The sequence below is a fragment of the Limosilactobacillus gastricus DSM 16045 genome, assembly GCF_001434365.1.
Classification (GTDB): Bacteria; Bacillota; Bacilli; order Lactobacillales; family Lactobacillaceae; genus Limosilactobacillus; species Limosilactobacillus gastricus.
Genome location: NZ_AZFN01000002.1, coordinates 1 through 25,697 on the forward strand (window position 1 = coordinate 1; position 25,697 = coordinate 25,697).

Genomic DNA, 25,697 nt, shown 5'->3' on the forward strand with positions numbered 1-25,697 from the left:
ATCTGTCCAACTTAGGGGGTTCACTTCTTCCTCAGAAATTTGAGGATCTCCTTTTTTGAAGTAATATGGTGAGGGCTACATAGCTGGATGAGTCATTTTAATATGAGGGGTACCCGCAATTTGAACTGGCGCCCCCTGACTAGTAAACCCAAATTTTTGATAAAAGCCTTCGACATAATCTTGGGCATGTATTTCAATTAGCTTCTTTGGATAGTTTTGTTGGATCGTTTGCATTACTGTATCCATTAGTTGCTGGCCCAGCCCCTGACCGCGGTAACTAGGTGAGGTAGCCACCCGTCCAAAAGTTACAAAATTGTCTTCAATAAAAATACGCGCATAGGCAACCACGTCGTCATTGTTAATAGCAAAGACATGGGTTGCCACTAGATCATTTTCATCAGGATCTTGATAGATCCGATTTTGCCCAACTGTAAAGACTTGAGATCGAAATTGATATATTTGGAATAATTCCTTAGTGGTTAACTCATTAAATTTTTTTTGCTTCCATTCCATTGGATAAACCTCCAAAGATTAGTTGTTTACAAGTATATCAAATGCCGGTATGATAAAGAAGTAGCATGAAACAAGCGGAGAGGAGATTCATAATGGAAATCAAACCAAAGACGTTTCATAAAATTTTAGTTGGGGTTGATAATGCTCCAGATGCCTTAGCGGCTTTTGATTATGCGGTGGACAAAGCCAAGCGTGATGGCTCCGAATTAGGCATTGTCTCCGTATATGAAACTCATAATGTCAATGTCTTTCAAATCTTGGATAAGGATTATGTTATTGACAGTCGCGAAAAACTAGAAGAACAGGTTCAAGAATACGTTCAAGCAGCGATTGATTATGGGGTGGATCCCAAGAAGATCACCTTAATTGTTGACCAAGGTGATCATCCTGCTGAACGAATCTGTAATCATGTCATTCCTGAATTTACCCCAGATCTCTTAGTGATCGGCTCGATTGGGAAAACCGGTTCACGAAAGGCGATTGGATCGCAAGCGTCCTATATCGTTGAGAATTCTGGTGTCTCGGTTACGGTGATCCGAACTGATCAGCAAAACTAAATATAGATCTTGAAGAATGTGGTATTCCAAACGGAAGCCACATTCTATTTTAGAATAATTCTAAAATAGCTTGACTTCTGATAGTGATGAATCTATGATAATAAATGTGATTAGAACGATTATAAACTAAAGAGGGCGAAGCGAATGAAACAGAAAATGTCGTTAGCACAAAAGGTGAATATTTTACGAGCTAGTGTGATGGGGGCTAATGATGGCATTATCTCGGTAGCGGGGATTGTAATTGGGGTTGCGGCAGCAACGCAAAATCCCTTTGCTATTTTAATCTCGGGCCTGGCAGGTAGTTTGGCAGGCACGATTTCTATGGCAGCGGGTGAATATATTTCGGTAAGTACTCAAAAGGATTCCCAAAAGATGGCCTTAGCAGTTGAAGGTCAGCGTTTAAAAAATGATTACGCTAGCGAGTTTTCTTTTGTTAAGCAAAAGTACCTTGATCAATCAATCGATCCGGAATTAGCTCAAGCAGCGACTCAACAATTGATGGATAAAGATCCAATTGGGACTGTGGTTCAAGAACGGTATGGCTTTAACCCTCGCGAATATACCAGTCCATACGATGCGGCGATTGCTTCTTTTATTTCCTTCCCAATTGGCTCAGTTTTACCGATTGTGGCGGTTACGATTTCACCAGTTCACTTACGAATTTGGATGACCATGTTGGCGGTCACCTTCATGTTAATTATTACCGGATACACAGCTGCAGTTTTGGGGGGATCGGATCGTTGGAAGTCGGCGTTTCGGAACGTAATTGCCGGCTTAATTACCATGTTGATTACTTTTGTCATTGGACAATTATTTGCCCACTAAGGAGTTACTATGCAAATTAAAACGATTAAACATCAGCACCAAACCATGGAAGAAAAATTAAATACTTTGCGTGCTGGGGTCTTAGGATCTAATGATGGGATTCTCACCGTGGTCGGGGTTCTTGTTTCGGTGGCAGCTGCAACTTCTAATTCCTTTACCATCTTTATTGCTGGTTTATCAGATTTGTTGGCCTGTGCTTTTTCGATGGCAGTCGGTGAATATGCATCGGTGAGCACGCAAAAAGATACTGAAAAATCGGTCGTGGCAAAAGAGCAACATCTTTTGAAAACTGACTTTCAAGGTGAATTAGAAGCAGTGCAAGCTTATTATCATTCCAAAGGCTTGACCAGTGATCTTTCTTTAAAGATTGCCGAGGATTTAATGAAGAAAAAACCGTTAGCAACGGTTTTAAAAGTAAAGTACAATATTGAGCTTGGCCATTATTTGGATCCATGGGCGGCCGCTTTTTCATCATTATTTGCGGCAGCTTTAGGCGGGATCTTGCCATTAATGGCAATGACCTTTGTAAATGGATTTTATAAGTGGCCGATGACAATCGCCGCCGTGGCGGCATCGAGTGCCTTGACGGCTTTGATTAGCTCGAAATTAGGTGATGGTGATACGAAAGTTGCCATTATTCGTAATATTGTCATTGGTTTAATTACCATTGCTATCCACTATGGGGTTGGTAAATTATTTTAATAATAGGGCCGAGTTAAAAACTGGGCTTTTTTTATTGACAGATTGGCTAAAACTCATTATTATTAAAAACTAATTAGATTATGTTTTTGTGAGGAAACTTATGAACGGATTTACCATGAACAGTATGTGTATGAAATTAACCCAGGGCGTGTTAGAGCGGTCGGTTAATTTGCGTTCAATCAAAATCTGAACTCATAGTTAAACCAATTCCTTTGACACTGCCAGCATAAATGGTGGTGTCTTTTTTATTGAAAGTAAGGAGAAATAAAAGATGGTAAAACCAATGATTGGCATTACTGGTGGGGTCTTAACGAATGCGGGACCTTTTCAAGGTTATCACCGGAGTTATGTTAATGAAGACTACGTTCAAGCGGTCATTGCTAATGGGGGAGTTCCGCTAATTATTCCAGTGACGAATGATGAAGCAGTGATTAAGTCGCAGATTAACACCGTTGATGCGGTGATTTTATCCGGTGGGAATGATATTGATCCCCGTAATTATCATGAAAATACGACACTGGAATCAGATGATCTAATGCCGAGTCGGGACTGGTTTGATTTACAGGTGGTTCAATTAGCTGAGCGGGACGAATAAACCAATTTTAGGGATCTGTCGGGGTGCACAAATTATAAATGTTGCTCATGGTGGTTCTTTATATCAAGATTTAAAGTATCGACAACATACATCACTGCAACATTTGTATCATGATCATCCCGATCAAGTTACTCAAACCATTTCAATTAATACCGGGTCCAAACTGGCCCATATTTTTGGCCAGACCAAACTAGCGATCAATTCCTTCCATCATCAAGCTATTCACCGGTTAGGTCGGCATTTACAGGCGACCGCCTGGGCTGAAGATGGGGTAATTGAGGGCTTTGAAAGTCCTCAACAGGCGATAATTGGGGTGCAGTGGCATCCGGAAATGTTGTATCGTCGTGAAAAAACGATGGATCGCTTATTTCAAGCCTTAATTAATCAAGCACAAGGAGAGAGAAGATGACACAGACAACTATAAAAAAATTGGGCTTTTGGTCCATTGTTTTATTTGCCATTAATTCAATTATCGGATCTGGGATCTTTTTAACCCCGGGATCGGTAGTTTCGATGGTTGGCGCTAAGGCTCCGTTGGCCTATTTGGGGGCGGCAATTATTGCAATTGTTTTAGCGATTTCCTTTGCATCGGCCGCTAAATACGTTTCGAAAAGTGGGGGTGCCTATGCTTATGCCAAGGCTTCCTTTGGAGATCGATTTGGCTTTTATATGGGCGTGGTACGTTATTTCTCGGCTTCAGTAGCTTGGGGAGTCATGGCAGTAAGCGTGATAAAGTCAACTTTATCGATTTTTGGCGGAAATCCCAATGATTTTCGGAGCGTGTCCATTGGTTTTGTAATTTTGATGATCATTATTACGATTGTGAACTTCTTGGGCGAAGAATTTTTTACCTGGGTGAACAATCTATCAACGATTGGTAAGTTAACCGCTTTGGTGATTTTGATCATTGCCGGAGTTAGTATTCTTCTGGTAACTGGTCAAAATAATTTTAGTCAGATCAATCGTTTGACGGGCAATGGTGGTTTGATCCCATCAGTAACCACTTCATCATTTGTGATGGCCATGGTGGCGGCTTTTTATGCCTTCACTGGCTTCGAAAGTGTGTCGAGCGGTTCAGAAGATATGATTAAGCCGGAAAAGAATCTTCCTCGGGCAATTCCGCTAGCAATTATCATTATTTCTATTATTTATATTGGGACGATTTCGGTGGCAATGATGATCAATCCGGTGGCGATCGTCAAAACCAATCAAGTCGTGGCCCTAGCAGCTGTCTTTTCTAATCGAATTTTATAAACCATTATTTTATTAGGGGCCTTAGTCTCCATGTTCGGGATCAATGTAGCGGCTTCTTTCAACTCACCACGTATTTTAGAAGCGATGGCGAATGAAGGTCAGATGCCACATTGGATTGCGAAACGTAATCGCAAGGGAATCCCGATTGTGGCTTATATCATCACCGTGGCTTTAGCCATCTTAATTCCAATGTCATTCTTATATGAAACAACTTTGGTAATTTTAATGAGTGCCATGGTCCGCTTTTTTGAATTTATTGTCATTCCGATTGGGGTGGTTGGGTACTATTACGATAAGCATCAACAAACAATTTTAGATGCCCCGAAAAATTGGTGGACGGATGTTTTAATTCCGCTTTTAGGGGTCTTATTGACGGCCTTCTTACTATTTGAATATGATTGGGTCGGTGAATTTTCGATCCACGGTCACCTGAATTGGTATGCGATTTCTGGAATGATTGGTGGCTTTGTGGTCTTACCGATTATCTTTGCCCTATTTGCAAATTGGGAACGTAAGTAACTAAAAAATGTAACGAACCTATACGGTTTACTAAAAGACTGGAGCTGATGCCCCAGTCTTTTTTAATGAGTTAAAATTGGTCGCTATCGGGATTAAATAACCGTTCATGGCGGCCTCGATAGCATTCCGCTTGGATGGTAACGTGATCAATCTGATATTTATTTTTTAGGAGTTGATCAACCTGCTGGTATATTTGTTCAGCTTCGCTTAGACGGATATCATCACAATTAATATGAAGTGACATTGAATTGTGGTGTTCATCAATCATCCAAGCATGCAAATGGTGGACGTGACAAATCCCATCAATGGCTAACAGATCCCGCTCAATTTCATCATAATTTACAGCGGGTGAGGTTTGCATCAAAATGTTGAAAGTGGTTTTGATGATCGGCCAGGCTTCATAAGCGATATAAAGGGCGACAATGATGGTTAAAAGGGGATCAACCCATTCGGCATCAGTAAAAGTCAGGACGAGCGCTCCAATAATCACGGCGACTGATGATAAGGTGTCGCTGAGTAAATGGAGATAAGTAGCCTTGATATTCAAACTAGTGTCTTTACCCGCGTTTAAAAGAAACATTGACACAAAATTGGCAATTAAACCAATTACGGCAACCACCAGCATTAATGGACCGTCAATTTTTTCGGGATGCTGGAAACGTTGAATGGCTTCAATGATTAATACGACTGCGATCAAAACTAATAAAGCGGCATTAAAAAGGGCGGCCAAAATTTGGGCCCGCTGGTAGCCATAAGTGCGCTTAGAATTTTCCGGTCGTTGACTAATGATTTGTGCGCCATAACCTATCGCAATTGATATGGTATCACTAAGGTTATGCATCGCATCGGATAGTAGCGAAAGGCTGCCGGAAAAGATGCCACCTAAAATTTCTACTACTGTAATGACCGCATTAAGGAGGGTGACACCGCCAAAGCGCTTCCCTGAAACCTGATGTTGATGCATAAAAATCTCCTTTATCTTGCTTTTGAAAATATTGTACAATAACAGATCTGATAAGGAAACGCGACCTTAAAAGAAAAAATAGTTAAATCACTGAAAGGACTTGTTATTTCAGTTGCTTTTACAGATAATTAACTCATTGAATATGAGGGAGGAGCGTATGGAAGATCAAGAACGAAACCTTGCAATTACGACCTGTATCCTAGCGGGCCAGATTTTGATTGAAAATGGATCGAATATGGATCGCGTGAATGACACCATGTATCGTATGGGAAGTGCGGCAGGTTTAAAATCCTTTCAGGTTTTTACAACGGTTACCGGGATCGTAGCCTCGTCTGATCATCAGCCGAATGCTCAGGCCGTCGATATTCGGGTACGAAAAAATAATTTGCGCAAAATTGCCCAAGTGAATAGTGTGTCTCGGCAGTTCTCGGCCGGAGAGTTAAGTCTTCAGGAAACCTATCAACGACTGAGTGAAGTTGATCGGGACCAAACTAATTTACCAGAATGGCTCCAATGTTTAGCAGCGGCGATTTTAAGCGCTGTTTTGATGGTGATTTTTACCGAAGATGTTCGCGATATCGCCTATGGATTTGTGATTGGTGGCTTAGGTTATTGGACTTTTCTTCGGCTGTTTGGTCGTTTCCAAATTAAGTATATTAGCGAATTTTGTTCCGCTTTGGTAATCGGGATCTGTACCGTTTTATTAGGCAAGTTAGGCTTGGTTCATGATACCAGTGCCACCATTGTTGGTTCCATTATGCCACTGGTACCAGGGGTGCCATTAACGAATGCGGCCCGCGATTTTGTCTCTGGAAATTTGATCAGTGGTCCTTCACGTGCCTTAGAAGCTTTATTGACGGCAGCATCGATTGGTTGTGCGATTGTCATCGTTTTGCGTTATTTTTAGGAGTGGCTAATGCAAACTAATTTATTAATTCAATGTTCAATGGCCTTCATCGCAGCAATTTGCTTTGGGATGATGTTAAATATCCCTGTCAAAGCATATCTGCCTTCGGGCTTGATTGGTTGTTTATCCTGGGCAGTCTACGTTATTCTGTATTTCCAACTTCATTTAGGTCTAGCCATGAGTAACATGATTGGGGCCATTTTAATTTCGGTTACTAGTATGTTGTTGGCCCGCCGGCAAAAATTACCCATGATTATTTATAATGTGCCGGCGCTAGTTAACTTTGTGCCTGGGGGCCAATCCTACCGAATGATCAGTAATTTTGTCTTGGGTCATAATGCTTTAGCGATGACTTATTTTTATCAAGTCATTGTTATTGCCGGAGCTTTATCGCTAGGTTTTGGGATTGGCGATTTGCTGAACGCCGCAATTTTTGGCCGGCGGATTCGGGGACCGCGACCCTTTAGTCAGGTGCTATTACCGAAAAAACGCCCACCGAAAAAGGGCTGATATGGTATAATTTTCCCAATAGACAAGAAAGCGAGAGAGAAACTTAATGTTAATCCAACAAGATCATGGACGGAAACTACGTTTTTATGTTTCCGGAATTCTTTTCATCATCATTGCTCTAATGGTTTGGAAGAGCACCTTATTACCTAGCACCGTCGATGCAGCCTTGCAAACTTTGTTCACCAGCAACCACGCATCGGGTTTCATGACTTTCATCATGAAATTCATCAGCTTTATCGGTAGCCCGAAAATGACCATTCTGTGGACCTTAGTCATTGCTTTTCTGTTATGGGGATTCAAGTTTAAGGTGCCGGCGGTATGGTCAGTCGTCACCTTGTTCGGTGCAGATGTCCTGGGCTGGATTGTTAAACACATTATCCAACGGGCACGACCATCGCAACACCTGGCTTCCGACGATGGTTATAGTTTCCCAAGTGGCCATGTTTTAGGAACTTTCATTGTGGCCGCTATTATTCTTTTGATCCTCGTTCCTTTGATTCAAAATCGGTTAAAACGAAATCTAACCATTGCCTTAACTTTAATTTTCGTGATTCTGTTAGCTATTTCGCGGGTTTACTTATATGCGCACTACCCAACTGATACGATTGGGGCCATGTTATTAGCCTACACTTGGGTCCAAGTGATGGAAATGGCCTATGTGAAATATGCACCGACTTTACAGCACTGGAATTTTACCCACAATTCACGGATCTAAAAAAACCGCCAAAATGGCGGTTTTTTGTTAGCTTTCATTTCGTGATACAATCAGGTCGTAAGATCAATTAGGAGGTGGAGCTAATGGAAGCCTTTAATTCAACCAGTTTTCGTCTTGATGGGCGGGTAGCCTTGGTTACTGGTGGTGCCAAAGGTTTAGGAAAGTATTATTCAATTGCCCTTGCCATGTATGGGGCGAAAATTTTTGTGGTTTCCCGATCAAAAGATGGTTGGGCTGAGTTGAGAAGTAAAGTAAGCGAGTTAGGGTCAGAAGTTTATTTTCTGCAAGAAGACATTAGTCAACCTGGCTGTGCTGATCAGATAGTCGAAGCGGTTATGCACCAGTATGGTCAATTAGATATATTGGTTAATAATGCCGGAATCCAAATCCGTAACGATGTTTTAGCTTTTAAAGATACGGATTGGGATAAAGTGATTAATCTCAATCTGAATGCACTTTATCATTTGTCGCATGCCGCCGCTAAAGTTATGGTTAAACAATCCTCGGGGAAAATTATTAACATTGGGTCGATGCAATCATATCGGGCGGGGAAGTATATTTTCCCTTACACCGCTTCTAAACATGGGGTATTAGGATTAACAAAGGCCTATGCGGATGCCTTAGCCCCATATCATATTCAAGTCAACGGCTTGGCGCCGGGCTACATTAAAACTGATATGACCAAAGCCTTACAAGATGATCCCGTTCGCGGTCCGGAGATTCAAGCTCATATTCCATCAGGCGATTGGGGCGTTCCGGAAAATTTGATGGGCCCAATGATCTTTTTGGCCAGTTCGGCTTCTGATTATGTGACTGGAGTGATGTTACCAGTTGATGGGGGCTATCTATTACGTTAAGAATTGCAACCACTCGCTGGCAAGATCGATCCAATGAGCTACGTGAGGATCGGCATGATCAGGCTCAGTTGGCTTGGCGGCTAATGAATTAGCGATCGTCATTCCATGAGGACCATGCTGAAAAAGATGAACCTCATGGGGAATTTGATGGGCGTGAAGGGCTAAACTGTAATTGATCGTGTTTTGGACGGTAATCAAAGGATCATCCATTGTCGCCCACAAAAAAGTGGGGACGTTGGTATCGGTGACGTGATGGCTGGCACTGTAAAATTCAGGATCATTTGTCCATTGATGAAGAGTGTCAACATCATTAGGGAAACCTAGATCAAGGTCAATCACCGGATAACCAAGAATGACATTGGACGGCTTTAAGATAGCACTATGAGTACCTAGCTGATTAGTGAGCCAAGTACTGTCCCAATAATCATTATATAATGAGACGATTAGCCCACCCGCCGAGAAACCGAGAAGGGTTAATTGGTTATTTAAACGCCACTCTTCGCGATGCATTTTAACCATGATTACCGCCGCCGCTAAGTCTAAGATTGGTTGAGGTAATAAGGGCTGTTGCTCATTCAGAAAAGTGTAGCGGAGGACAAAGGCTTGAAAGCCCAGCGCGTTAAAACGTAAAGCAGTTTTTTCGGATGACTCAATGGGAATATGAGTCATTGATCCGCCCGGGACGATTAGGATCGCTGGTAGTTCTTGGTCAGGATAAGTACTTTGCAAATAAGCCGTTAATTGGGCGTGTTCATTAATCGAGTAATTTTTAATTTCCATACAGTCACCTCACGTGGTTTAAATAGGAGCATTATAATGCAAGTGGACGAAAGTTCTCAAGTTCAAATTCATCAATTAGAGGCCCGTGAGCTTGATCAGGTTGAAGCCTTGTTGGCCGATCAGCAGCTTGCCCTAGCCGCCGGACTAAACTTGAGTGAGCATCCGGGCGCCCGGCGATGGGCAATTCAAAATTGGCTGAATCAACAAGTCCTCTGGGGGATTTTCCATGGGGATCAGTTGATTGGCTTGATCGCCTTCTTTCCGATCGATGCCGGTCGTGAATTAGGATATTTATTACAGAGACCTTGGTGGAATCAAGGGATCATGACGAAAGCAGTGCAGCAAATCCTGGTTCATTATGCCGACCAATTAATCGTTGCTTATACACGGGAGGACAACCTACCTTCACAAGCGGTCTTGCAAGTGAATGGCTTTCAACCGCTAGCTAAAGAAGCCGGGATCATCAAGTGGTCGACTTGTAAAATGTGAGTAAGCGTGTATAATCACTAATGTATTAAAGTAAATATTTAACGAAGAGGTGCATGTCTCATCAGTAATCATTGTTAGGCTGGCAAAAGCTGGATCATTGATGAAAGGGTGCCATGCCGAAACAAAACTGGTTTGCCCCAGTGGCGTTGGGGGATCGTTTAAAAAGCGATTCACTGTCGTGGAAACACGGAGCGCTTCTAGATAAGATAGGTTCTTTCTGGTTGCCCGGGAAGAACTTTTTTGTATTGAAAACAAGGAGGAAATCTGATGGCAACAGATATGAGCCACCAACAGGGTGGCGAAATTAAGCGATCTTTGCAATCGCGACATTTATCAATGATCGCTTTGGGAGGATCAATTGGGACCGGGCTTTTTATTGCCAGTGGGTCCGCAATTACGACGGCTGGACCGGGGGGCGCTTTGGTGGCCTATGCCGTGATGGGAATTATGGTTTACTTTTTGATGACTTCCCTTGCCGAAATGGCCACCTATATTCCGTTAAGTGGCTCTTTTGCGGCTTATGCCACTAAATTTGTGAGTCCCGCCATGGGTTTTGCTCTTGGTTGGAACTATTGGCTTAATTGTGCTATTACCGTCCCGGTGGAAGTCACCACGGCGGGGTTAGTCATGAACTTTTGGTTCCCCCATATTCCATCGTGGATTTTTAGTGCGGTCGTCTTCGCTTTGATTTTCTTAATCAACGTGTTGTCGGTGAAGTCATATGGGGAGACCGAATTTTGGTTAGCCTTGGTGAAGGTGGTTACGGTAATTGTTTTCTTAATCGTCGGGGTGCTAGTTATCTTGGGGATTATGGGTGGTCAAGGACCGGTTGGGTTAGAGAATTTTACTTATAAGAAAGCTCCGTTTGTGAATGGTTTTTCGGGAATTTTGAGTGTTTTCCTAGTAGCCGGATTTTCTTTTCAAGGAACCGAAATGGTTGGGATTGCCGCTGGGGAATCAGCTGATCCTGAAAAGAGTGTGCCACGGGCCATTCACTCCACTTTCTGGCGAATTCTTTTATTCTACATTTGTACGATTTTTGTCATTGCCTGTATCCTACCATACACGAATCCTAATCTGTTGAGTTCGGACGTTAAGGATATTGTGACTAGTCCCTTTACGCTGGTCTTTAAGCGCGCCGGTTTAGCAGCAGCAGCGAGTGTGATGAATGCTGTGATTCTTGTAGCAGTGCTTTCATCAGCTAATTCGTGGATGTATGCTTCTTCGCGGATGCTTTATTCCCAAGCACGGGAAGGCTATGCTTGGAAGATTCTTGGTTATATTGATAAACGCGGGATTCCAATTTATGGGTTATTATCCACCTTAGTGATTGGAATTCTTGTCTGGTTAACCCAATTTATCGGTCCGGAAGCCTATAACTACTTAATTGGCGCTTCAGGATTGTCCGGCTTTATTGCTTGGGTCGGGATTGCCGTTTCTCATTGGCGATTCCGAAGAGCCTTTGTAGCCCAAGGTCACCAGTTGAGTGAATTAAAGTATCACGCGGCATTATTCCCCTTGGGGCCAATTCTAGCTTTTGTTTTGTGTTTAGTCGTCATTTGTGGACAGAATATTGATGCTTTCATCAATATGGATTGGTCCAACATCGCCATTACCTATATGACGGTGCCGATTTTTATCATCTTGTACATTTATTACAAGGTTAAATATGGTAGTAAATTGATTCCTTTAAAGAAGGTCGATCTATCACGGCGTACGAAAGGGGAAGCTTTTGAACCAGCCGATGAGCCGACTGGAGAAAAGCAAAATCACTAATTGACAATTATCGGTAACTATAATAAACTAAAATAGTTATCGATATGGAGGATTAGCTCAGTTGGGAGAGCGTCTGCCTTACAAGCAGAGGGTCACAGGTTCGAGCCCTGTATCCTCCATCGATTCATGCGGATATGGCGGAACTGGCAGACGCGCAAGATTTAGGTTCTTGTGTCCTTGTGGCGTGGGGGTTCGAATCCCTTTATCCGCATTTATAGTTTAAGAAGCTTGATTTAACCTTGGTTATCTCAAGTTTTTTTATTTCTCCGAAAGTCATCAGGGAGGGCGGTTAAATGCAAGTGTTTGGATTAGTGATTATCGGAATATTAATTGGTACTTTCGTCATTGCCATGGGCGGTGGCGGTGGCGCCTTTTATCTGGGTGTTTTGACAGCACTGTTTGGCCTTTCGCCAGTAACGGCGGCTGCTACTTCTCTGGTTACGGCTTTACCATCAATTTATGTAGGAGTGATTGGCTATTGGCGTCATCATCGGATTAACTTTAAAATTGGGAATCAAATGTTGATTGCCGCCATTCCAGGAGTCGTCTTAGGCTTACTATTATCACCTTGGATTCCTGAAAAAATATACACATGGATCATTGCCCTACTCTTGATTTATTTTGGGATTAAGATGCTAATGAGACGGACTCAGCAGCGATCACCACAACACCCGCAAATTGCGGCCTTGACCTATGGTTCACTCGGGGGACTGATGGTTGGTATTTCGGGATCCAGTGGTGGTGGACCAATCATTGCTGGTTTATTACTGATGGGTGAATCACTTTTTGATGCTACGGCCACTTCATCCTACGTTTTAGCCGGGATGTGTAGTTTAGGGGCATTAGTGCATGCAGCCTCAGGAATGGTCGATTGGTCCTTAGGGATCCCTTTGATGATCGGGGCGGTGATTGGTGGCTTGTTTGCGCCAACCATTGTAGAATACCTTGACCGTTACCCGATTAGTGAGCAAATTTTGCGAGTAATCCTCGCTTTGATGTTAATTTTCTTTGGCTTTAAATCGCTATTTTAAGGCAGACTAGTAAGGAGAAACGATGGAATTAACCAAAGGACAACAAGTTGAAATTCGCCGAAAACAACGTCAATGGATGGTTTTCCCAGAAAGACTGTTTCAATTGGCTTATGATCAGATTCCCGATGCTCCTTATGAATTTAAGATCCGTTTGATTGAAAGTCGTCAGCAGAATTGGCCCTTAACCAATGATGATATAAAAGTGTTAAGCGCGCTAGCCAATCATCAAAGCATCGATCCTCTGATAGTCAAACCGAGCAAAAAGCGTCAAACGAGTAAAAAAGTAAGTCAGGCTGAACTTGATTCGCTCCATCAGCAACTAAAAGGTCTAATTGCGAATTATCAGGCCTTACTAGGGCGCGCTGAAGAAGTTGGCCTCATGCCTTTAGAAAAGCAACGCCGCTGGCTCGAAAAAGCTCAGCAAATTTCAGAAAATCCTCGGGCCACGAAAACAGCACTTAGCAAAGAAATTTCCTATTTGGAAGACCAGATTGACCGATGGTCGGATCAAATTAATCGTCGTCAACTGGATTGACAAACTTAGTTATCATGATAGAATACTAAGTATAGTCAAATGCGGAAGTAGTTCAGTGGTAGAACATCACCTTGCCATGGTGGGGGTCGCGCGTTCGAATCCCGTCTTCCGCTTTTTATTTTGCACCTATAGCGCAACTGGATAGAGCGTCTGACTTCGAATCAGAAGGCTGCGGGTTCGACTCCTGCTAGGTGCATACCATTAAGGAATTATAAAGCTGGGAAGAGACAATGACGTTTCTTTCCAGCTTTTTGTAAATTAAAAGAGCGACCACCTAATGGGATCTCTCTATGTAATAGTTATTATGATAAGGAACGATCAGGTTCGGGAACGGGTGTTGAAATATCTGACTGATGCCGAGGTCGTAAACCAGCAATATCCGTATCTTCCCAGCGATAGGAGAGCGGACGATGATAGGCTTTTTCGTAGGCCTGACATTTTTGTTGGTAGTCCAATTCCTGCATTCGAACGGAGTTAGCTTTAATAGATTGATCTGGGTCTGGGAAAATTGGCTCTAAGACATGTACCCGATAATGGGTTTTATAAAAATCATCATTGGATAATTCGTCATCTTGAATAATTTCAACAAACAAGGAAATGATCGGGACATTAAAGCGAGCCGCATAGTAATAAGCACCTCGTTGTAATGGGCGAGGTTTCCGATAGTTATACCACATTTCTTGTTCAGGATAGATCAGGATCGGATTTCCTTGGCTTAAAGTCGTTTCGAGTCGATGGGGAAGTTCGCGTCCCATATATTCCATGCCGCCCCCTTGGGAGGCGATTGGGATCAGATCATAATTCCAAAAGATGAAATGAAGCGGGTAAGCGGCCATTAAATTCGTTTCTTGGCTGACAATGGAAAGATTCTGGTAGCCGGCATAACGGACTGCCGAACGGACCGCCAAATTTTCGAGTGGACTGAAGTGATTGCTGGTTACAATAGCCCCGGTATGAAGATCGGTAATTTTCTCCAGACCCACAATATTTTCAGCGGGAACAAGTTTCATGGCGTAGCGATCCATAAATTTCCGAACGTTATGGTTTCGGATTTTGGCTCGCCGAGTCTGCTTGTATTTCCAATAGTTTGCAATTAAGTCGCTACTTTCCTGACTGGAGAGACTAGCGTCGTTGTCTTGAACCTTGGCATGGAAGTCTTGGTCTAAAACAGCCTGGTGAATATTTTCAATAACTTGATAACTTGATTCAAACATTTCAATTCCTCTGGTTTTGCAATCATCGGTCGATGAAGCTAGGTTATCTTTAATTTTATAGATATTTTAGCTCGACACAATTATCAAATTGGACCAAAGTGTCTCATATCTGATAATTATGGATAGGGTGATAGTAAAAAATTTGATGATCTTTGATATTTTGACCATCATACCATAATCGAAGGATTTCTTCACAAGCGATTTATGACTAGCGATGATGAAGGAATTTTAGTTACAATAAAAGAAAAAGGAGTGATTTAAATGGCTGAAAATGATGGATTAAGGTGGCTGGGCGAGCTTGACCAAGCAGAAGTGGAGAAGGAAGACTTTGCGGCTAAAGGGCAAGGAAAATATACGGTGAATGGTCTTAATCCCCATGACGATAACTGGCTGGAAGAAGCTAGTCAGAAAGTACATGCTGCTCAAGGGGATGATTATGTGCTCCTCGATCGTGGTTTGTTAACCGTCAATCAATTGAACTGGCTATTAAAAGAAGTTTATGGGGAGTTAACTTACTGTGACGATAACCACCAATTAATGTGGTATAACCGACAATACGATGATCCCAATCAAATGATGGGGCGGCGCCGTCCAGAACAAGTCGGTGACAATATGGATGATGTTCATCCCGATGTTGGTAATGTGCGAAAATATGCTAAGCAAGTTTGGTATGGGCTACGGGCCAAAGCGGATGGTCGCGATGAAGTATGGACGCCGGTTTCCAGAGGGCATGGTGAGCCAATCATGCATTATAATCGTTATAAGCGAATTGAAGACGAAGCGGGTAATTTCCGAGGGATCGCTGAATGGGTGGTTGACCTCAAGCCATTAGCTGAATACTATTGTCGGACGAATGGTCTGAAAATGGTCCCCGATGAGCAGGCGCAACGACCTGATTTTGTAGAGACACCTGCAGACGTGAAACGTCATCAAGCCGATATAGATGCAACTAGTCATCCATCCAATTAGGGAGTCATTATTATGGACTATCAAATATCGATTGGTAAACTTAAGCGCAATTTACCTTTGGTCAAAATTGGTGAAAATACGCAAATTGCCTCGTTTGTTTTATTAGGTGATACTGAATTAACGATCGAAGCTGCCCGACAGTTGAAGGATCAATTAACCTTGGATTTTGATTTTGTAGTGACCTTGGAAAGTAAAGGGATTCCCTTAGCTCATGAATTGACCCGGAAAACAAACCGTGATCATTACGTGGTAATTCGAAAAAGTATCAAGTCCTACATGACTGAACCGGTAGTGACTACGGTAGAATCTATCACCACTAGTGAACCGCAACAATTGGTTCTAGATGGAATGGATGCGGCGACGTTAAGTGGTAAACGGGTTGTACTGTTGGATGATGTAATTTCGACTGGGGGTTCATTAAAAGCAGCTGAAGAACTACTAGCTCGAGTAAGCTGTCAGGTGGTAGCAAAAGTGGCTATTTTAGCGGAAGGTGCTGCGGCCCATCGCAATGATATTATCTATCTATCCTCACTACCCTTGTTTGATGCAAGGGGACAAATCAAAGATTAAAAAATGGGTGTGAAGAAATGCTAATTAACATTTCTTCACACCCTCATTGCTTTTGATCACATTCGTTCTAGATTAGCCCTATAGGACGCCTGTTTGCTTTTTTCCCAGCTTCATTCTTAATCTTGCTTGAGTTCGTTAATTAAGCCTTGATCGCGATTTTTAATCAATTGTTGACCGGTATCACCTTGCCAATCGTAAAAGCCATGACCAGTCTTTAGACCTAAGGCATGTTGATCAACTTTAGCTTTTAAGCGGGGATCTTCACCAGTTTGATTATCTAAATCAGCGTAGAGATACTTAGAAATGTTATCAAAGACATCGAGTCCGCCAAGATCAACGCTAGCAATCGGTCCCACTAAATTCCAGCGACGTCCTAAACTGTACTTGACGATTTCATCGACGGCCTGGGGACTGGCAATTTCTTGTTCCACAATATTTAAAGCTTCGCGTAAGACGGCCGCTTGGATTCGATTGCCAACGAAACCTAGAGAGGCCTTCTTTAAGGCTACGGGGTGTTTGTTAATACGGCTCATTAAATCAACGGTAGCTGTAACGGTATCTTCAGTAGTATTCGAGGAAGGTACCACTTCGACCAAGGGCATTAAATGAGCTGGATTCCAAAAGTGGGCGACGACAAAGCGCGTCGGATTTTGTAACTTATTAGCGATGTCATCCGGATTTAGGCCGGACGTATTAGTAGAAAAAATGGTTGTGTTTTCAGCGACCGCTTCGATCTTTTGCCAAAGCTCTTGTTTTAAAACTAAATCTTCACTAATGGATTCGGTGACAAAATCGGCCTGCTTAAGGGTGTCAGCATAATTATCATAATAATGAAGATTAGAAATTACCTCGTCATAAGAACCTGCGCTTAGTTGATGTTCAACTAATAATTTGACGATCGCACTGATCCTTTGGTGGATTTGAGCTTTTTGATCAGGATGATATAAAAAGATGTTCGTGGTAAAACCGGCGGCTGCAAATTGACCAGCGATGGCACTTCCCATGGTTCCGGTACCAAAACAGGCAATTGTGTTAATCTTATTCATTAATTGATCCTCCAATCTTTTTACCTATATGATACTGGGATAAAATGGGGATGTGTAAAAATTTTTATGACCATTACAGAAAAAATAGCGTACAATAGTAATTGTAATTTTATTGATCGGGAATTAGCTCAGCTTGGTAGAGCGCGTCGTTCGGGACGACGAGGTCGCAAGTTCGAATCTTGTATTCCCGATTTTTTATTTGAAGGAGATTGTATGTTAACACCACGTGAAGTTCAAAATACCCGCCAGGAACTTCAAGAAAACTTCCGTCGCCTGGGATATGATTTGGATCGAGTTAGTCAAGAAGCTGAATTATCTAAAGCGGCAATCCAAGCAGTTCTTACGATGGATCACCCACAACCGGGGGACGTTTGGCAGGTTCGGGATTATCTTGAAGATATGTTAGTCCAGTCTGGGCGAGCTGTTTATCCATGGTCGAAACTTGCTAACCATTCCGCTAATCGGTGGTTTGCTTATCGGACGCCTTGGCGGGGAAAATAGCTGGTATTAAAAGTCATCATATACGTTAATTGACAACGTATCATGGTGGCTTTTTGTATTACTTGAGATATGGAGTAGACAGTAATGGATAAAAATATCCAGCAAGCAATCTTATCACGAGCGATTAATCAAAATTCGGCACGCTAAATCGAAATTTTAGGCCAACTGGTATCTTATGAGAATATAACACCACCAGCTGTCAATTTCGCACATTGGACAACCGTTTCCACCGTGCTGCTTGTTAGGCGGTTCTGGTATAATATACAAAAATATTTTGAATTACTGGGAGGAAATTCATGATGATTAAGGAAAAGAATGTCTTTCATATTAACGGTTATGCAGGCTTATTAATTGCCTTGGCTTTATTGGCTTTGTCGATTTGGACCTTCTTTAGTTCGGTCGTTTTGGCTGTGATCTTATTCATCCTGTCGTTAATCTTTTCGTCCGGCTTGGTGATTGTACAGCCCAATGAAGCAGTTGTCTTAACCTTTTTTGGCTCTTATTTGGGGACGATTCGCGAGCCAGGGTTATTTATGACCTTCCCTTTTACGATGCACCAAAAGGTCTCCTTACGGATTGATAACTTCAACAGTGCCGTGATTAAAGTTAACGACATGATGGGGAATCCAGTCGAAATTGCGGCCGTTGTGGTTTATAAGGTTGTCGATACAGCTCAAGCTCGCTTTGCAGTGGAAGATTATGGACAATTCGTGGAAATTCAAAGTGAATCGGCGGTGCGACACGTGGCCAGCGAATATCCCTATGACACATTGGAGGGCGATGATCAACTAACCTTACGGGGAAATCCGACGGAGGTTTCGCAACGTTTAACTCAAGAATTACAAGAACGCTTACGGGTCGCCGGAGTCGAAGTCGTCGAAACGCGATTAACGCACCTGGCCTATGCAACGGAAATCGCGGCAGCTATGCTCCAAAAACAACAATCAACAGCGATTCTTTCAGCGCGGAAAATTATCGTTGAAGGGGCGGTTAAAATTACTGAAGACGCTATTGATCGCCTGGCTAAAGAGACCAATTTATCCTTAACTGATGAACAAAAATTACAAGTTATTAACAATATCATGGTTGCGATAATCTCCGAACGGGGGACCCAACCAGTGATAAATACGGGAGAATAGCAAGTAAAACAACTTCGTTACTTAATTATTTTAAGAAAATCATTAAATTTTATTGACATTTAATGATAGTTAGATTATGGTACTTACCATAGATTAATTATTCGAGCACAATGAGAAAGAAGAGTAGGTTGATGAATCTGTCAGCGAGTTCCGTTAGGTGAGAGGGAATCAGATCTTCATGAACTGAAAATCACTTTTGAGTCCGCGCCAACCAAGGCCCGGTGGGAACACCCATTATCGTGTGCGTGTATCGCATTTTTGCCGTACACAGTAAGTAGGTACTAGTGATGGTACCTGGACCTAAGGGTGGTACCGCGGATTGACGCCCCTTAATCAGGATAGACTGATTAGGGGGCGTCTTTTTTGTGCCAAGAATAAATAATAATATATTTTTGAAGGAGTAGATTATTATGAATGATCTCACATCGCGTAAGTTAACCTGGAAAGAATATTTAGTGGTTGCTTCGCTTTTATTCGGTTTATTCTTTGGAGCCGGGAATTTAATTTTCCCACTCCACTTAGGTCAATTAGCTGGGGGTTATTGGGTCTCAGCGACGGTTGGTTTCTTGGTAACGGGGGTGGTATTGCCCTTGTTGTCAGTTTTAGCCATCGCGGTTACCCGGGCCGAAGGGGTTTATGATATTGGGAAGCCATTAGGTGCTGGTTTTGCAATCGTCTTTATGGTTTTGATTCACGCGACAATTGGTCCTTTGTTTGGGACGCCCCGGACCGCTTCAGTCTCCTTTACCGTGGGGATTGCGCCATTTGTTTCCAAAGGGAACGAAGGGATGGCCCTTCTAATCTACTCCGCGGTTTTCTTTGCCTTAGCCTTTTTCTTTGCTTATCGTGAAAATAGCATTTTAAGTAATGTTGGGCGGGTTCTAAATCCAATGTTCTTAGCTTTGCTCTTCATTATGTTTTTGGTCGCCTTTTTACGGCCACTGGGTAATCCGATGACAGCCCAAGCCACGTCAGATTATGTGCATGGGGCGTTCGTGAATGGATTCTTGCAAGGCTACAACACGATGGATGCGCCAGCGGGCTTAGCCTTCGGGGTAACCGTGGTGCACGCCGTCCGGCAAATGGGACAAAAACGTGATAATGATGTTGCCCGAGTGGTTGCCAAGTCTGGTGCCCTAGGGATGGCTGGAGTTGCCGTTATCTATCTCCTGTTGATCGTTGCCGGGGCAATGTCTTTAGGTAAGTTTAAGTTGTCAGCTGATGGTGGGGTAGCTTTTACGCAAATCGTTAATTACTACGGTGGTGCTTTTGGTCAAGCAGTTTTAGCCGTCTTAATCGCTGTTACTTGTTTGACGACGGCAGTCGGATTAGTGGCAGCTTTTGCTCAAGATTTCCATAAGCATTTCCCACAAATTTCTTACCATATGTGGTTATTCTTAACGACCTTAGCTTCATTCTTATTCGCTAACTTTGGTCTCGATACATTATTAGCATGGTCGACCCCAATGCTAATGTTCTTATACCCATTAGTACTAGTCTTGATCTTGTTATCAGTGTGTTCACCATTATTCCACCGCGACCCATGGGTTTACTTATTTGTAGTAGTCTTTACGGTTGTTCCAGCTCTTGGTGATATGGTAGTTTCCTTCCCAAGTGTGGTTAGTGCTAGTGCCTTTGGTAAAATGGTTGCAGCCTGGCGTTCCATGTTACCATTATCCGATTTAGGGATGTCGTGGTTAGTTCCAGACCTAATTGGTTTAGTATTAGGTTTATTAGTTCACTTTGCCTATGGCCGGAAACGAGTATTATCTCGGGAAGTATAATCCCCGACTTCAGAGCAGGAACTTTTTAGCGGGGTAACTTAAAAAAAGATTGATTATTACTTGGCAAATGTTTATACTATGTAATGTTCAATTTATTGGGCATTCGCCAAGGTGGTAAGGCAGTGGACTCTGAATCCATAATGCACTGGTTCGAATCCAGTATGCCCAATCTTTTCAAGATGTGACTTAAGGGTCACATCTTTTTTTGTTTATTTTGTAAATATTGTTACGTTTTTGTTACATAAATGTTACAATAAAGATAATAAAAGAGGGGGATGGGGGTAAGGACTCATGAAAACCACTAAAAAAACTATAACTAGTCTGTTGGTATTAGCTTTAACAATTGGCCTTGCCGGCTGTGCAACCACCAATCAAGCCGTAACTAGTCATGATAGTAATGTCAAAACGTCAAGTGTTATTAGTTCATCAACTAAGGCGAAAACGGCTAAACAAGCCAGCTCACAAAGTCAAGTTAGTTCAACGAGTAGTACAACCAGTCAAAGCACGACCGCCACTTCAGTAAATAGTTCAGCAACGGTAAATAATGATTCTTCCAGTGTTGCTAACAGTAATGTTAGTTCAGATGTTTATAATTCCTTTGTTAAAGACAGTGGAGTAAGTTTGAATCAAGATCAGAGTTTAGTGGCCGTGCAAAATTCTGATGGTACTTACCAAGTTGATGTGCGCAGTACGGATGGCGATCCAAATATTGCACATTTAAATGGTACTTATACATACAACCCATCGACGGGTTCAGTAAGTGAAAATAGTAATCAATAAATTTTGATATGGAAATAGGGTTTGGAAAATTCCAAACTCTATTTTTGTGCTTTTTTGCCAATCAATATCTTTGACAATCAAATGAATCTGAGTAGAATTACTATAGTTAGGTACCTAAAGGTTAGGTTCCATACGATTAAATGAGGAGGCATAGTATGGATGATGAGATTGTCGAATTAGTGATTCGGTTTGTCCATGATTTGAGAATGTTATCCCAGCGCCATCCTAAATATGTCATGTATGGTCAAGGCAAGATTATTCGATTGCTCGATCAACATCCAGGAGTTTCCCAACGCGAACTGGCCGAGTTAGCGGCGTTAAAACCGGCTTCGTTGACGGAAACGATTGAACGGATGGAACGTGATGGTTTAGTTGAGCGCCAGCGGGATCAACAGGATCGACGAATTATTCGGGTTAAATTAACGACTTTAGGGCAAAAACGTTCCCAACAATTAGCGAAGGAACATCAACGTTTCCAACAAGCCCTGCTTAATTCCCTGTCAGTAGAAGAAAAGCAGACTTTGATTCAAATTTGTCAGAAATTAAATACTAATTTGCAAGCATTAATAGAAAGGGGCATTCAGAAATAAAATGATTCGGATTGCCAGAAAATATTTTAATTGGTTGGCCGTAACCATTGCTGTCGTCTGTTTGTGTATTCAGGTAGCGTCAGATTTATATTTACCAACCGTGACGTCAGACCTGATTAATAAAGGGGTCTTACAGCAAGATTTTAATTATATATGGCATCAGGGAGCTATTATGCTTTTAGTAGCTTTTGTGGGCTTGGCTGGTTCCGCAGTAAATGTCTACTTTGCTTCAACGCAATCAATGAAAGTTGGGCAAAAATTACGGCAGGATATTTTTAAGCATGTTTTAACCTTTTCCAGTAAAGAAATGAGTGACTTTGGGGATTCTTCTTTAATTACCCGTTCCACGAACGATGTCGTCCAAGTTCAAAATGTCCTGGTACAAATGTTACGGATGATGTTGATGTCGCCGATTATGCTAGTTGGGGCGATCATCATTGCTTATAACCAAGAGCCACGTCTAACCAAGATTTTTTTGATTTCTTTACCTATTTTAGCCTTAGCTATGATCATTATCATGGTCTTTGCCGTGCCATTATTTAAGAGCATTCAGACTAAGACTGATCGGATTAACTTAGTCTTTCGCGAAGGTTTAACGGGGGTCCGAGTTATACGGGCCCTTAATCAAGACCAGCGGGAACAAGATCGGTTCCGTCTAGCCAATGCTGATTATACTAATACTGGGATCAAGGCTTTCACCTTAGTATCATTTTTGATGCCGATTATGACCCTGATCTTAAGTATGACGAATGTTGGGATTACTTGGTTGGGCGCTCATTATATTGCTAATATGTCGATGCAAGTTGGGAACCTAGTCTCCTTTATGACTTATTCGACCCAAATTATGATTTCATTCATGATGTTATCGATGATCTTTGTCTTCGTACCACGGGCTTCTGCATCAGCAGCGCGGATTAATCAAGTATTAGATACCGATTCGAGTGTGGTTGATGATCCGGAGAATGAAGTAGCTTTAGACTCAAAACAAGCAGCTGACTTGAAGTTTGATCATGTTGATTTTCGGTATGAAGGCGCAGATGAATTAGCCTTAACGGATCTGAATTTTGATGTCAAGGCTGGACAGACCTTAGCCATTATTGGTGGGACGGGGTCAGGGAAATCTACCCTCGTTAATCTGATTCCGCATCTCTTTAATATTGAACGCGGGCGGATTGAGGTAAATAATCAAGATATTACTAAGTTGTCGCAACATGATTTACATTCGTTGATTTCCATTACCCAACAAAAAGCCATTCTTTTTACAGGAACGATCCGCTCCAATCTCTTGTTTGGGAATCCAAATGCGACTGAAGAAGATATGTGGCGCGTTTTAGAAATCGCCCAAGCCCGTGATTTTGTTGAAGAAACGGGGGGCTTGGATGCAATCGTGGAAGAAAATGGGGACAATTTCTCGGGTGGTCAACGACAACGGTTGGCGATCGCTAGAACTTTAATCAAACCAGCCTCGATTTATATTTTTGACGATTCCTTCTCAGCTCTAGACTTCAAGACTGATGCTAAATTGCGAGCTGCCTTACGGGAAGATCCAGCTATGCGGTCAGCTATTAACGTGATTGTCGCACAACGGGTATCGACCGTAGTTGATGCTGGCTTAATCTTAGTCTTAGATGACGGGAAAGTAGTCGGTCAAGGAACCCACGCTGAGCTCAAGGCCCATAATCAGGTCTATCAAGAAATTATTGACTCACAAATTCAGGAAGGAGATGTTGAACGTGCGCAACGGTAATCGTCGAGGAAAACCAGTTGAAAAGGCGCGCCATTTCTGGCCAACCACGAAACGCTTAATTTCATATCTCCGACCTTGGAAATGGGGCGTGCTGCTTTCGATTTTAATGGCCATTGTTTCGGTGGCCTTAAATATCGTTTCCCCAAAGATTTTAGGTCAAGCCACGACTGATATATATGACGGGATTTTAAAAGGGGTTCAACAAATGAAGTTGGGCCTGCATATCACTAAATATCCGATTGATTTTAATCATGTGGGACAAATTTGTTTAATTGTTGTTGCCCTCTACATCTTGTCTGGTTTGTTCTCCTTCGGACAGCAAGTTCTGATGACTTGGATCTCACAAAAGGTCGTTTATAATCTCCGACAAGATTTTAAAGAAAAAATGGGTCGGTTACCGATCAAGTACTATGATCAACATTCAAATGGTGATTTAATGAGTCGGATGGTCAACGATATGGATAATATTTCGGGGACTTTACAATAAGGATTGATTCAAATTGTGACTAGTATTATCACCTTTGTTGGGGTCTTGGGTATGATGCTATCAATAAGTTGGAAGTTAACCTTGGTTGCTTGTATCACCTTACCATTAAGTGCCATTGTAATTGCCTTAGTTGCACCAACGGCCCAACGGCTCTTTGCCCATCAACAAGCTACTTTAGGGAAACTTAATGACCAGGTCGAAGAAATTTATGCTGGTCATACCATTGTGCGGACCTTTAATAAAGAAACGGATGAAGAAGATAAATTTGCGGAAAACAACCAACGCTACTATCAAGCCGCTTGGAAGGCGCAATTCTTCTCAATCCTCATGTACCCATTGATGGCCTTTGTCCGTAATTTAGGCTATCTGATGGTGGCAATTGTGGGAACGATTGAAGTAGCACATGGGCAAATTACCTTGGGGAATGTGCAAGCTTTTCTCCAATACACTAACCAGTTCTCACAACCCATCACCCAAATTGCGAACTTGTCGAGCACGATTCAACAAACGATTGCCTCGGCAGAACGGATCTTTACGGTGCTAGATGAGGCAGAAATGGATAACCAATTACTTGATACTACGGTCTTACCGGCTCCACAACCTAAGATCGAGTTTAAGGATGTTGCCTTTTCATATGGGGATGAACCACTAATTGAGGACTTTAATTTGAGTGCGGAAAAAGATCATATGGTCGCGATCGTCGGTCCAACTGGAGCTGGTAAAACCACGATCATCAATCTGTTAGAGCGCTTTTACGATGTTGATGCTGGTCACATTTATTTAGATGGTCAAGATACCCGTTCGATGACGCGGCAAGAGGTCCGACAACGTATTTCGATGGTTCTCCAGGATACCTGGCTTTTCACCGGGACGATCTTTGATAACATTAAGTATGGTCGCGAAGATGCTACGGAAGAAGAAGTCTATGAAGCAGCTCGCCAGGCCCATGCCGATAGCTTTATTCGGCAGTTGCCGGAAGGTTACCAAACCGTCTTAGACGAAACAGCATCAAATATTTCGCAAGGACAGCGACAATTGTTAACGATTGCCCGGGCGTTCTTAGCTAATCCGGAAGTATTGATTCTGGATGAAGCGACTAGTTCCGTTGATACTCGTACTGAAACTTTGATCCAAAATGCGATGAACGATATTCAACAGCACCGGACCAGTTTTGTGGTTGCTCACCGGCTTTCAACGATTCGAAATGCCGACCGAATTATTGTCATGAATCATGGTCATATCATCGAAACGGGTAATCATGATTCCCTAATGGACCAAAACGGTTTTTATGCCGATCTGTATAATAGTCAATTTTTGGGTGCAGATATTTAAATATTTATC

24 protein-coding genes, 6 tRNA genes, 3 pseudogenes and 1 riboswitch are annotated in these 25,697 nt (G+C 42.4%); of the genes and pseudogenes, 28 read left to right on the plus strand and 5 right to left on the minus strand.

Annotated elements, in window-relative coordinates; genetic code table 11:
• Window positions 1–75: 75 nt before the first annotated feature.
• Complete coding sequence (locus FC60_RS00630) at window positions 76–513, minus strand: GNAT family N-acetyltransferase (protein ID WP_056936601.1); 438 nt, start codon at window positions 511–513, stop codon at window positions 76–78.
• 89 nt (window positions 514–602) lie between these two features.
• Between FC60_RS00630 and FC60_RS00635 the strand changes: the two genes are divergently transcribed.
• From FC60_RS00635 to FC60_RS00655, 5 genes and pseudogenes are all read left to right on the plus strand, one after another.
• Window positions 603–1,070 carry a universal stress protein gene (locus FC60_RS00635; RefSeq protein WP_040468641.1) on the plus strand — a complete coding sequence of 156 codons (468 nt, stop codon included), beginning with the start codon at window positions 603–605 and terminating at the stop codon, window positions 1,068–1,070.
• A 144-nt stretch (window positions 1,071–1,214) separates the two neighbouring features.
• A complete protein-coding gene (locus tag FC60_RS00640; protein WP_056936602.1) occupies window positions 1,215–1,895 on the plus strand; it encodes a VIT1/CCC1 transporter family protein in 681 nt (226 codons plus the stop codon).
• 9 nt (window positions 1,896–1,904) lie between these two features.
• Window positions 1,905–2,597: a VIT1/CCC1 transporter family protein gene (locus tag FC60_RS00645; protein ID WP_056936603.1), complete on the plus strand. Its 693-nt coding sequence runs from the start codon at window positions 1,905–1,907 to the stop codon at window positions 2,595–2,597.
• A gap of 271 nt (window positions 2,598–2,868) precedes the next feature.
• Window positions 2,869–3,601 (plus strand): annotated as a pseudogene (locus FC60_RS00650) (gamma-glutamyl-gamma-aminobutyrate hydrolase family protein).
• A pseudogene (locus tag FC60_RS00655) lies at window positions 3,598–4,965 on the plus strand (APC family permease). Before FC60_RS00650 ends, FC60_RS00655 begins: the two co-directional pseudogenes overlap by 4 nt.
• A 70-nt stretch (window positions 4,966–5,035) precedes the next feature.
• On the opposite strand, the gene FC60_RS00660 reads toward FC60_RS00655, so the two are convergent.
• Complete coding sequence (locus tag FC60_RS00660; RefSeq protein WP_056936604.1) at window positions 5,036–5,929, minus strand: cation diffusion facilitator family transporter; 894 nt, start codon at window positions 5,927–5,929, stop codon at window positions 5,036–5,038.
• Between the two features lie 157 nt (window positions 5,930–6,086).
• Between FC60_RS00660 and FC60_RS00665 the strand changes: the two genes are divergently transcribed.
• The 4 genes from FC60_RS00665 to FC60_RS00680 all read left to right on the plus strand — a co-directional run bounded on the left by FC60_RS00665 (window position 6,087) and on the right by FC60_RS00680 (window position 8,918).
• Window positions 6,087–6,836: a threonine/serine exporter family protein gene (locus FC60_RS00665; protein WP_056936605.1), complete on the plus strand. Its 750-nt coding sequence runs from the start codon at window positions 6,087–6,089 to the stop codon at window positions 6,834–6,836.
• Window positions 6,837–6,845: 9 nt separating this feature from the next.
• Entirely contained in the window at window positions 6,846–7,346 is a 501-nt protein-coding gene (locus FC60_RS00670; protein WP_056936606.1) for a threonine/serine exporter family protein, read from the plus strand.
• A 46-nt stretch (window positions 7,347–7,392) separates the two neighbouring features.
• A complete protein-coding gene (locus tag FC60_RS00675) occupies window positions 7,393–8,061 on the plus strand; it encodes a phosphatase PAP2 family protein (RefSeq protein ID WP_007122093.1) in 669 nt (222 codons plus the stop codon).
• An 83-nt stretch (window positions 8,062–8,144) separates the two neighbouring features.
• Window positions 8,145–8,918: an SDR family NAD(P)-dependent oxidoreductase gene (locus FC60_RS00680; RefSeq protein WP_056936607.1), complete on the plus strand. Its 774-nt coding sequence runs from the start codon at window positions 8,145–8,147 to the stop codon at window positions 8,916–8,918.
• On the opposite strand, the gene FC60_RS00685 is transcribed toward FC60_RS00680, so the two are convergent.
• The gene (locus FC60_RS00685; protein ID WP_056936608.1) at window positions 8,910–9,698 is read right to left on the minus strand and encodes a lp_1002 family arylesterase; all 789 of its coding nucleotides are present in this window, start codon (window positions 9,696–9,698) and stop codon (window positions 8,910–8,912) included. The two genes, FC60_RS00680 and FC60_RS00685, sit on opposite strands and share 9 nt — an antisense overlap.
• 36 nt (window positions 9,699–9,734) lie before the next feature.
• Between FC60_RS00685 and FC60_RS00690 the strand changes: the two genes are divergently transcribed.
• The 8 genes from FC60_RS00690 (at window position 9,735) to FC60_RS00725 (ending at window position 13,725) form a co-directional block, all read left to right on the plus strand.
• On the plus strand, window positions 9,735–10,187 hold the full coding sequence (locus FC60_RS00690) for a GNAT family N-acetyltransferase (protein ID WP_056936609.1): 453 nt from the start codon (window positions 9,735–9,737) through the stop codon (window positions 10,185–10,187).
• A 36-nt stretch (window positions 10,188–10,223) separates the two neighbouring features.
• Window positions 10,224–10,392, plus strand: a riboswitch (Lysine riboswitch).
• A 62-nt stretch (window positions 10,393–10,454) separates the two neighbouring features.
• Window positions 10,455–11,963, plus strand: coding sequence for an amino acid permease (locus tag FC60_RS00695; RefSeq protein WP_056936610.1), 1,509 nt, complete (start codon window positions 10,455–10,457; stop codon window positions 11,961–11,963).
• Window positions 11,964–12,009: 46 nt separating this feature from the next.
• Window positions 12,010–12,082 (plus strand) — tRNA-Val (locus tag FC60_RS00700).
• A 9-nt stretch (window positions 12,083–12,091) separates the two neighbouring features.
• Window positions 12,092–12,174 (plus strand) — tRNA-Leu (locus FC60_RS00705).
• 82 nt (window positions 12,175–12,256) lie between these two features.
• On the plus strand, window positions 12,257–12,994 hold the full coding sequence (locus tag FC60_RS00710; protein ID WP_056936611.1) for a sulfite exporter TauE/SafE family protein: 738 nt from the start codon (window positions 12,257–12,259) through the stop codon (window positions 12,992–12,994).
• Window positions 12,995–13,016: 22 nt separating this feature from the next.
• A complete protein-coding gene (locus FC60_RS00715) occupies window positions 13,017–13,529 on the plus strand; it encodes a hypothetical protein (protein WP_056936612.1) in 513 nt (170 codons plus the stop codon).
• A 41-nt stretch (window positions 13,530–13,570) separates the two neighbouring features.
• A tRNA-Gly gene (locus FC60_RS00720) sits at window positions 13,571–13,642 on the plus strand.
• Between the two features lie 9 nt (window positions 13,643–13,651).
• Window positions 13,652–13,725: transfer RNA gene (locus FC60_RS00725), tRNA-Arg, on the plus strand.
• Between the two features lie 106 nt (window positions 13,726–13,831).
• Here FC60_RS00725 and FC60_RS00730 read toward each other — a convergent pair.
• On the minus strand, window positions 13,832–14,743 hold the full coding sequence (locus FC60_RS00730; RefSeq protein ID WP_056936613.1) for a lysophospholipid acyltransferase family protein: 912 nt from the start codon (window positions 14,741–14,743) through the stop codon (window positions 13,832–13,834).
• A gap of 261 nt (window positions 14,744–15,004) precedes the next feature.
• On the opposite strand from FC60_RS00730, the gene FC60_RS00735 reads away from it, so the two are divergent.
• The gene (locus tag FC60_RS00735; protein WP_235806052.1) at window positions 15,005–15,712 is read left to right on the plus strand and encodes a PAS domain-containing protein; all 708 of its coding nucleotides are present in this window, start codon (window positions 15,005–15,007) and stop codon (window positions 15,710–15,712) included.
• A gap of 12 nt (window positions 15,713–15,724) precedes the next feature.
• Entirely contained in the window at window positions 15,725–16,282 is a 558-nt protein-coding gene (locus tag FC60_RS00740; RefSeq protein ID WP_056936614.1) for a phosphoribosyltransferase family protein, read from the plus strand.
• Window positions 16,283–16,398: 116 nt separating this feature from the next.
• Here FC60_RS00740 and FC60_RS00745 read toward each other — a convergent pair whose 3' ends face one another.
• Entirely contained in the window at window positions 16,399–17,328 is a 930-nt protein-coding gene (locus tag FC60_RS00745) for a 3-hydroxyacyl-CoA dehydrogenase family protein (protein WP_056936615.1), read from the minus strand.
• 117 nt (window positions 17,329–17,445) lie between these two features.
• Here FC60_RS00745 and FC60_RS00750 point away from each other — a divergent pair.
• From FC60_RS00750 to FC60_RS00790, 9 genes and pseudogenes are all read left to right on the plus strand, one after another.
• Window positions 17,446–17,519, plus strand: a tRNA-Pro gene (locus FC60_RS00750).
• A gap of 22 nt (window positions 17,520–17,541) precedes the next feature.
• Window positions 17,542–17,829, plus strand: a complete 288-nt coding sequence (locus FC60_RS00755; RefSeq protein ID WP_056936616.1) for a DUF2316 family protein — start codon at window positions 17,542–17,544, stop codon at window positions 17,827–17,829.
• Between the two features lie 299 nt (window positions 17,830–18,128).
• Window positions 18,129–18,968, plus strand: a complete 840-nt coding sequence (locus FC60_RS00760) for an SPFH domain-containing protein (RefSeq protein WP_123383298.1) — start codon at window positions 18,129–18,131, stop codon at window positions 18,966–18,968.
• A gap of 410 nt (window positions 18,969–19,378) precedes the next feature.
• Window positions 19,379–20,752, plus strand: coding sequence for a branched-chain amino acid transport system II carrier protein (brnQ, locus tag FC60_RS00765; RefSeq protein WP_056936617.1), 1,374 nt, complete (start codon window positions 19,379–19,381; stop codon window positions 20,750–20,752).
• 96 nt (window positions 20,753–20,848) lie between these two features.
• Window positions 20,849–20,921 (plus strand) — tRNA-Gln (locus FC60_RS00770).
• Between the two features lie 122 nt (window positions 20,922–21,043).
• Window positions 21,044–21,532 (plus strand): hypothetical protein, encoded by a 489-nt coding sequence (locus FC60_RS00775; protein WP_056936618.1) that lies wholly within the window; start codon window positions 21,044–21,046, stop codon window positions 21,530–21,532.
• Window positions 21,533–21,687: 155 nt separating this feature from the next.
• Window positions 21,688–22,122, plus strand: a complete 435-nt coding sequence (locus tag FC60_RS00780; protein WP_056936619.1) for a MarR family winged helix-turn-helix transcriptional regulator — start codon at window positions 21,688–21,690, stop codon at window positions 22,120–22,122.
• 1 nt (window position 22,123) lies between these two features.
• Window positions 22,124–23,869, plus strand: a complete 1,746-nt coding sequence (locus FC60_RS00785) for an ABC transporter ATP-binding protein (protein WP_056936620.1) — start codon at window positions 22,124–22,126, stop codon at window positions 23,867–23,869.
• Window positions 23,847–25,688: pseudogene (locus tag FC60_RS00790) on the plus strand (ABC transporter ATP-binding protein). Before FC60_RS00785 ends, FC60_RS00790 begins: the two are co-directional and overlap by 23 nt.
• The last annotated feature ends 9 nt before the right edge of the window (window positions 25,689–25,697 follow it).

Excerpts from the sequence above, each read along its gene's own strand:
- FC60_RS00630 (WP_056936601.1), bottom strand. The coding sequence starts at position 513 with ATGGAATGGAAGCAAAAAAAATTTAATGAGTTAACCACTAAGGAATTA.
- FC60_RS00640 (WP_056936602.1), top strand. The coding sequence starts at position 1,215 with ATGAAACAGAAAATGTCGTTAGCACAAAAGGTGAATATTTTACGAGCT.
- FC60_RS00645 (WP_056936603.1), top strand. The coding sequence starts at position 1,905 with ATGCAAATTAAAACGATTAAACATCAGCACCAAACCATGGAAGAAAAA.
- FC60_RS00660 (WP_056936604.1), bottom strand. The coding sequence starts at position 5,929 with ATGCATCAACATCAGGTTTCAGGGAAGCGCTTTGGCGGTGTCACCCTC.
- FC60_RS00665 (WP_056936605.1), top strand. The coding sequence starts at position 6,087 with ATGGAAGATCAAGAACGAAACCTTGCAATTACGACCTGTATCCTAGCG.
- FC60_RS00670 (WP_056936606.1), top strand. The coding sequence starts at position 6,846 with ATGCAAACTAATTTATTAATTCAATGTTCAATGGCCTTCATCGCAGCA.
- FC60_RS00675 (WP_007122093.1), top strand. The coding sequence starts at position 7,393 with ATGTTAATCCAACAAGATCATGGACGGAAACTACGTTTTTATGTTTCC.
- FC60_RS00680 (WP_056936607.1), top strand. The coding sequence starts at position 8,145 with ATGGAAGCCTTTAATTCAACCAGTTTTCGTCTTGATGGGCGGGTAGCC.
- FC60_RS00685 (WP_056936608.1), bottom strand. The coding sequence starts at position 9,698 with ATGGAAATTAAAAATTACTCGATTAATGAACACGCCCAATTAACGGCT.
- FC60_RS00690 (WP_056936609.1), top strand. The coding sequence starts at position 9,735 with ATGCAAGTGGACGAAAGTTCTCAAGTTCAAATTCATCAATTAGAGGCC.
- FC60_RS00695 (WP_056936610.1), top strand. The coding sequence starts at position 10,455 with ATGGCAACAGATATGAGCCACCAACAGGGTGGCGAAATTAAGCGATCT.
- FC60_RS00710 (WP_056936611.1), top strand. The coding sequence starts at position 12,257 with ATGCAAGTGTTTGGATTAGTGATTATCGGAATATTAATTGGTACTTTC.
- FC60_RS00715 (WP_056936612.1), top strand. The coding sequence starts at position 13,017 with ATGGAATTAACCAAAGGACAACAAGTTGAAATTCGCCGAAAACAACGT.
- FC60_RS00730 (WP_056936613.1), bottom strand. The coding sequence starts at position 14,743 with ATGTTTGAATCAAGTTATCAAGTTATTGAAAATATTCACCAGGCTGTT.
- FC60_RS00735 (WP_235806052.1), top strand. The coding sequence starts at position 15,005 with ATGGCTGAAAATGATGGATTAAGGTGGCTGGGCGAGCTTGACCAAGCA.
- FC60_RS00740 (WP_056936614.1), top strand. The coding sequence starts at position 15,725 with ATGGACTATCAAATATCGATTGGTAAACTTAAGCGCAATTTACCTTTG.
- FC60_RS00745 (WP_056936615.1), bottom strand. The coding sequence starts at position 17,328 with ATGAATAAGATTAACACAATTGCCTGTTTTGGTACCGGAACCATGGGA.
- FC60_RS00755 (WP_056936616.1), top strand. The coding sequence starts at position 17,542 with ATGTTAACACCACGTGAAGTTCAAAATACCCGCCAGGAACTTCAAGAA.
- FC60_RS00760 (WP_123383298.1), top strand. The coding sequence starts at position 18,129 with ATGATTAAGGAAAAGAATGTCTTTCATATTAACGGTTATGCAGGCTTA.
- brnQ (WP_056936617.1), top strand. The coding sequence starts at position 19,379 with ATGAATGATCTCACATCGCGTAAGTTAACCTGGAAAGAATATTTAGTG.
- FC60_RS00775 (WP_056936618.1), top strand. The coding sequence starts at position 21,044 with ATGAAAACCACTAAAAAAACTATAACTAGTCTGTTGGTATTAGCTTTA.
- FC60_RS00780 (WP_056936619.1), top strand. The coding sequence starts at position 21,688 with ATGGATGATGAGATTGTCGAATTAGTGATTCGGTTTGTCCATGATTTG.
- FC60_RS00785 (WP_056936620.1), top strand. The coding sequence starts at position 22,124 with ATGATTCGGATTGCCAGAAAATATTTTAATTGGTTGGCCGTAACCATT.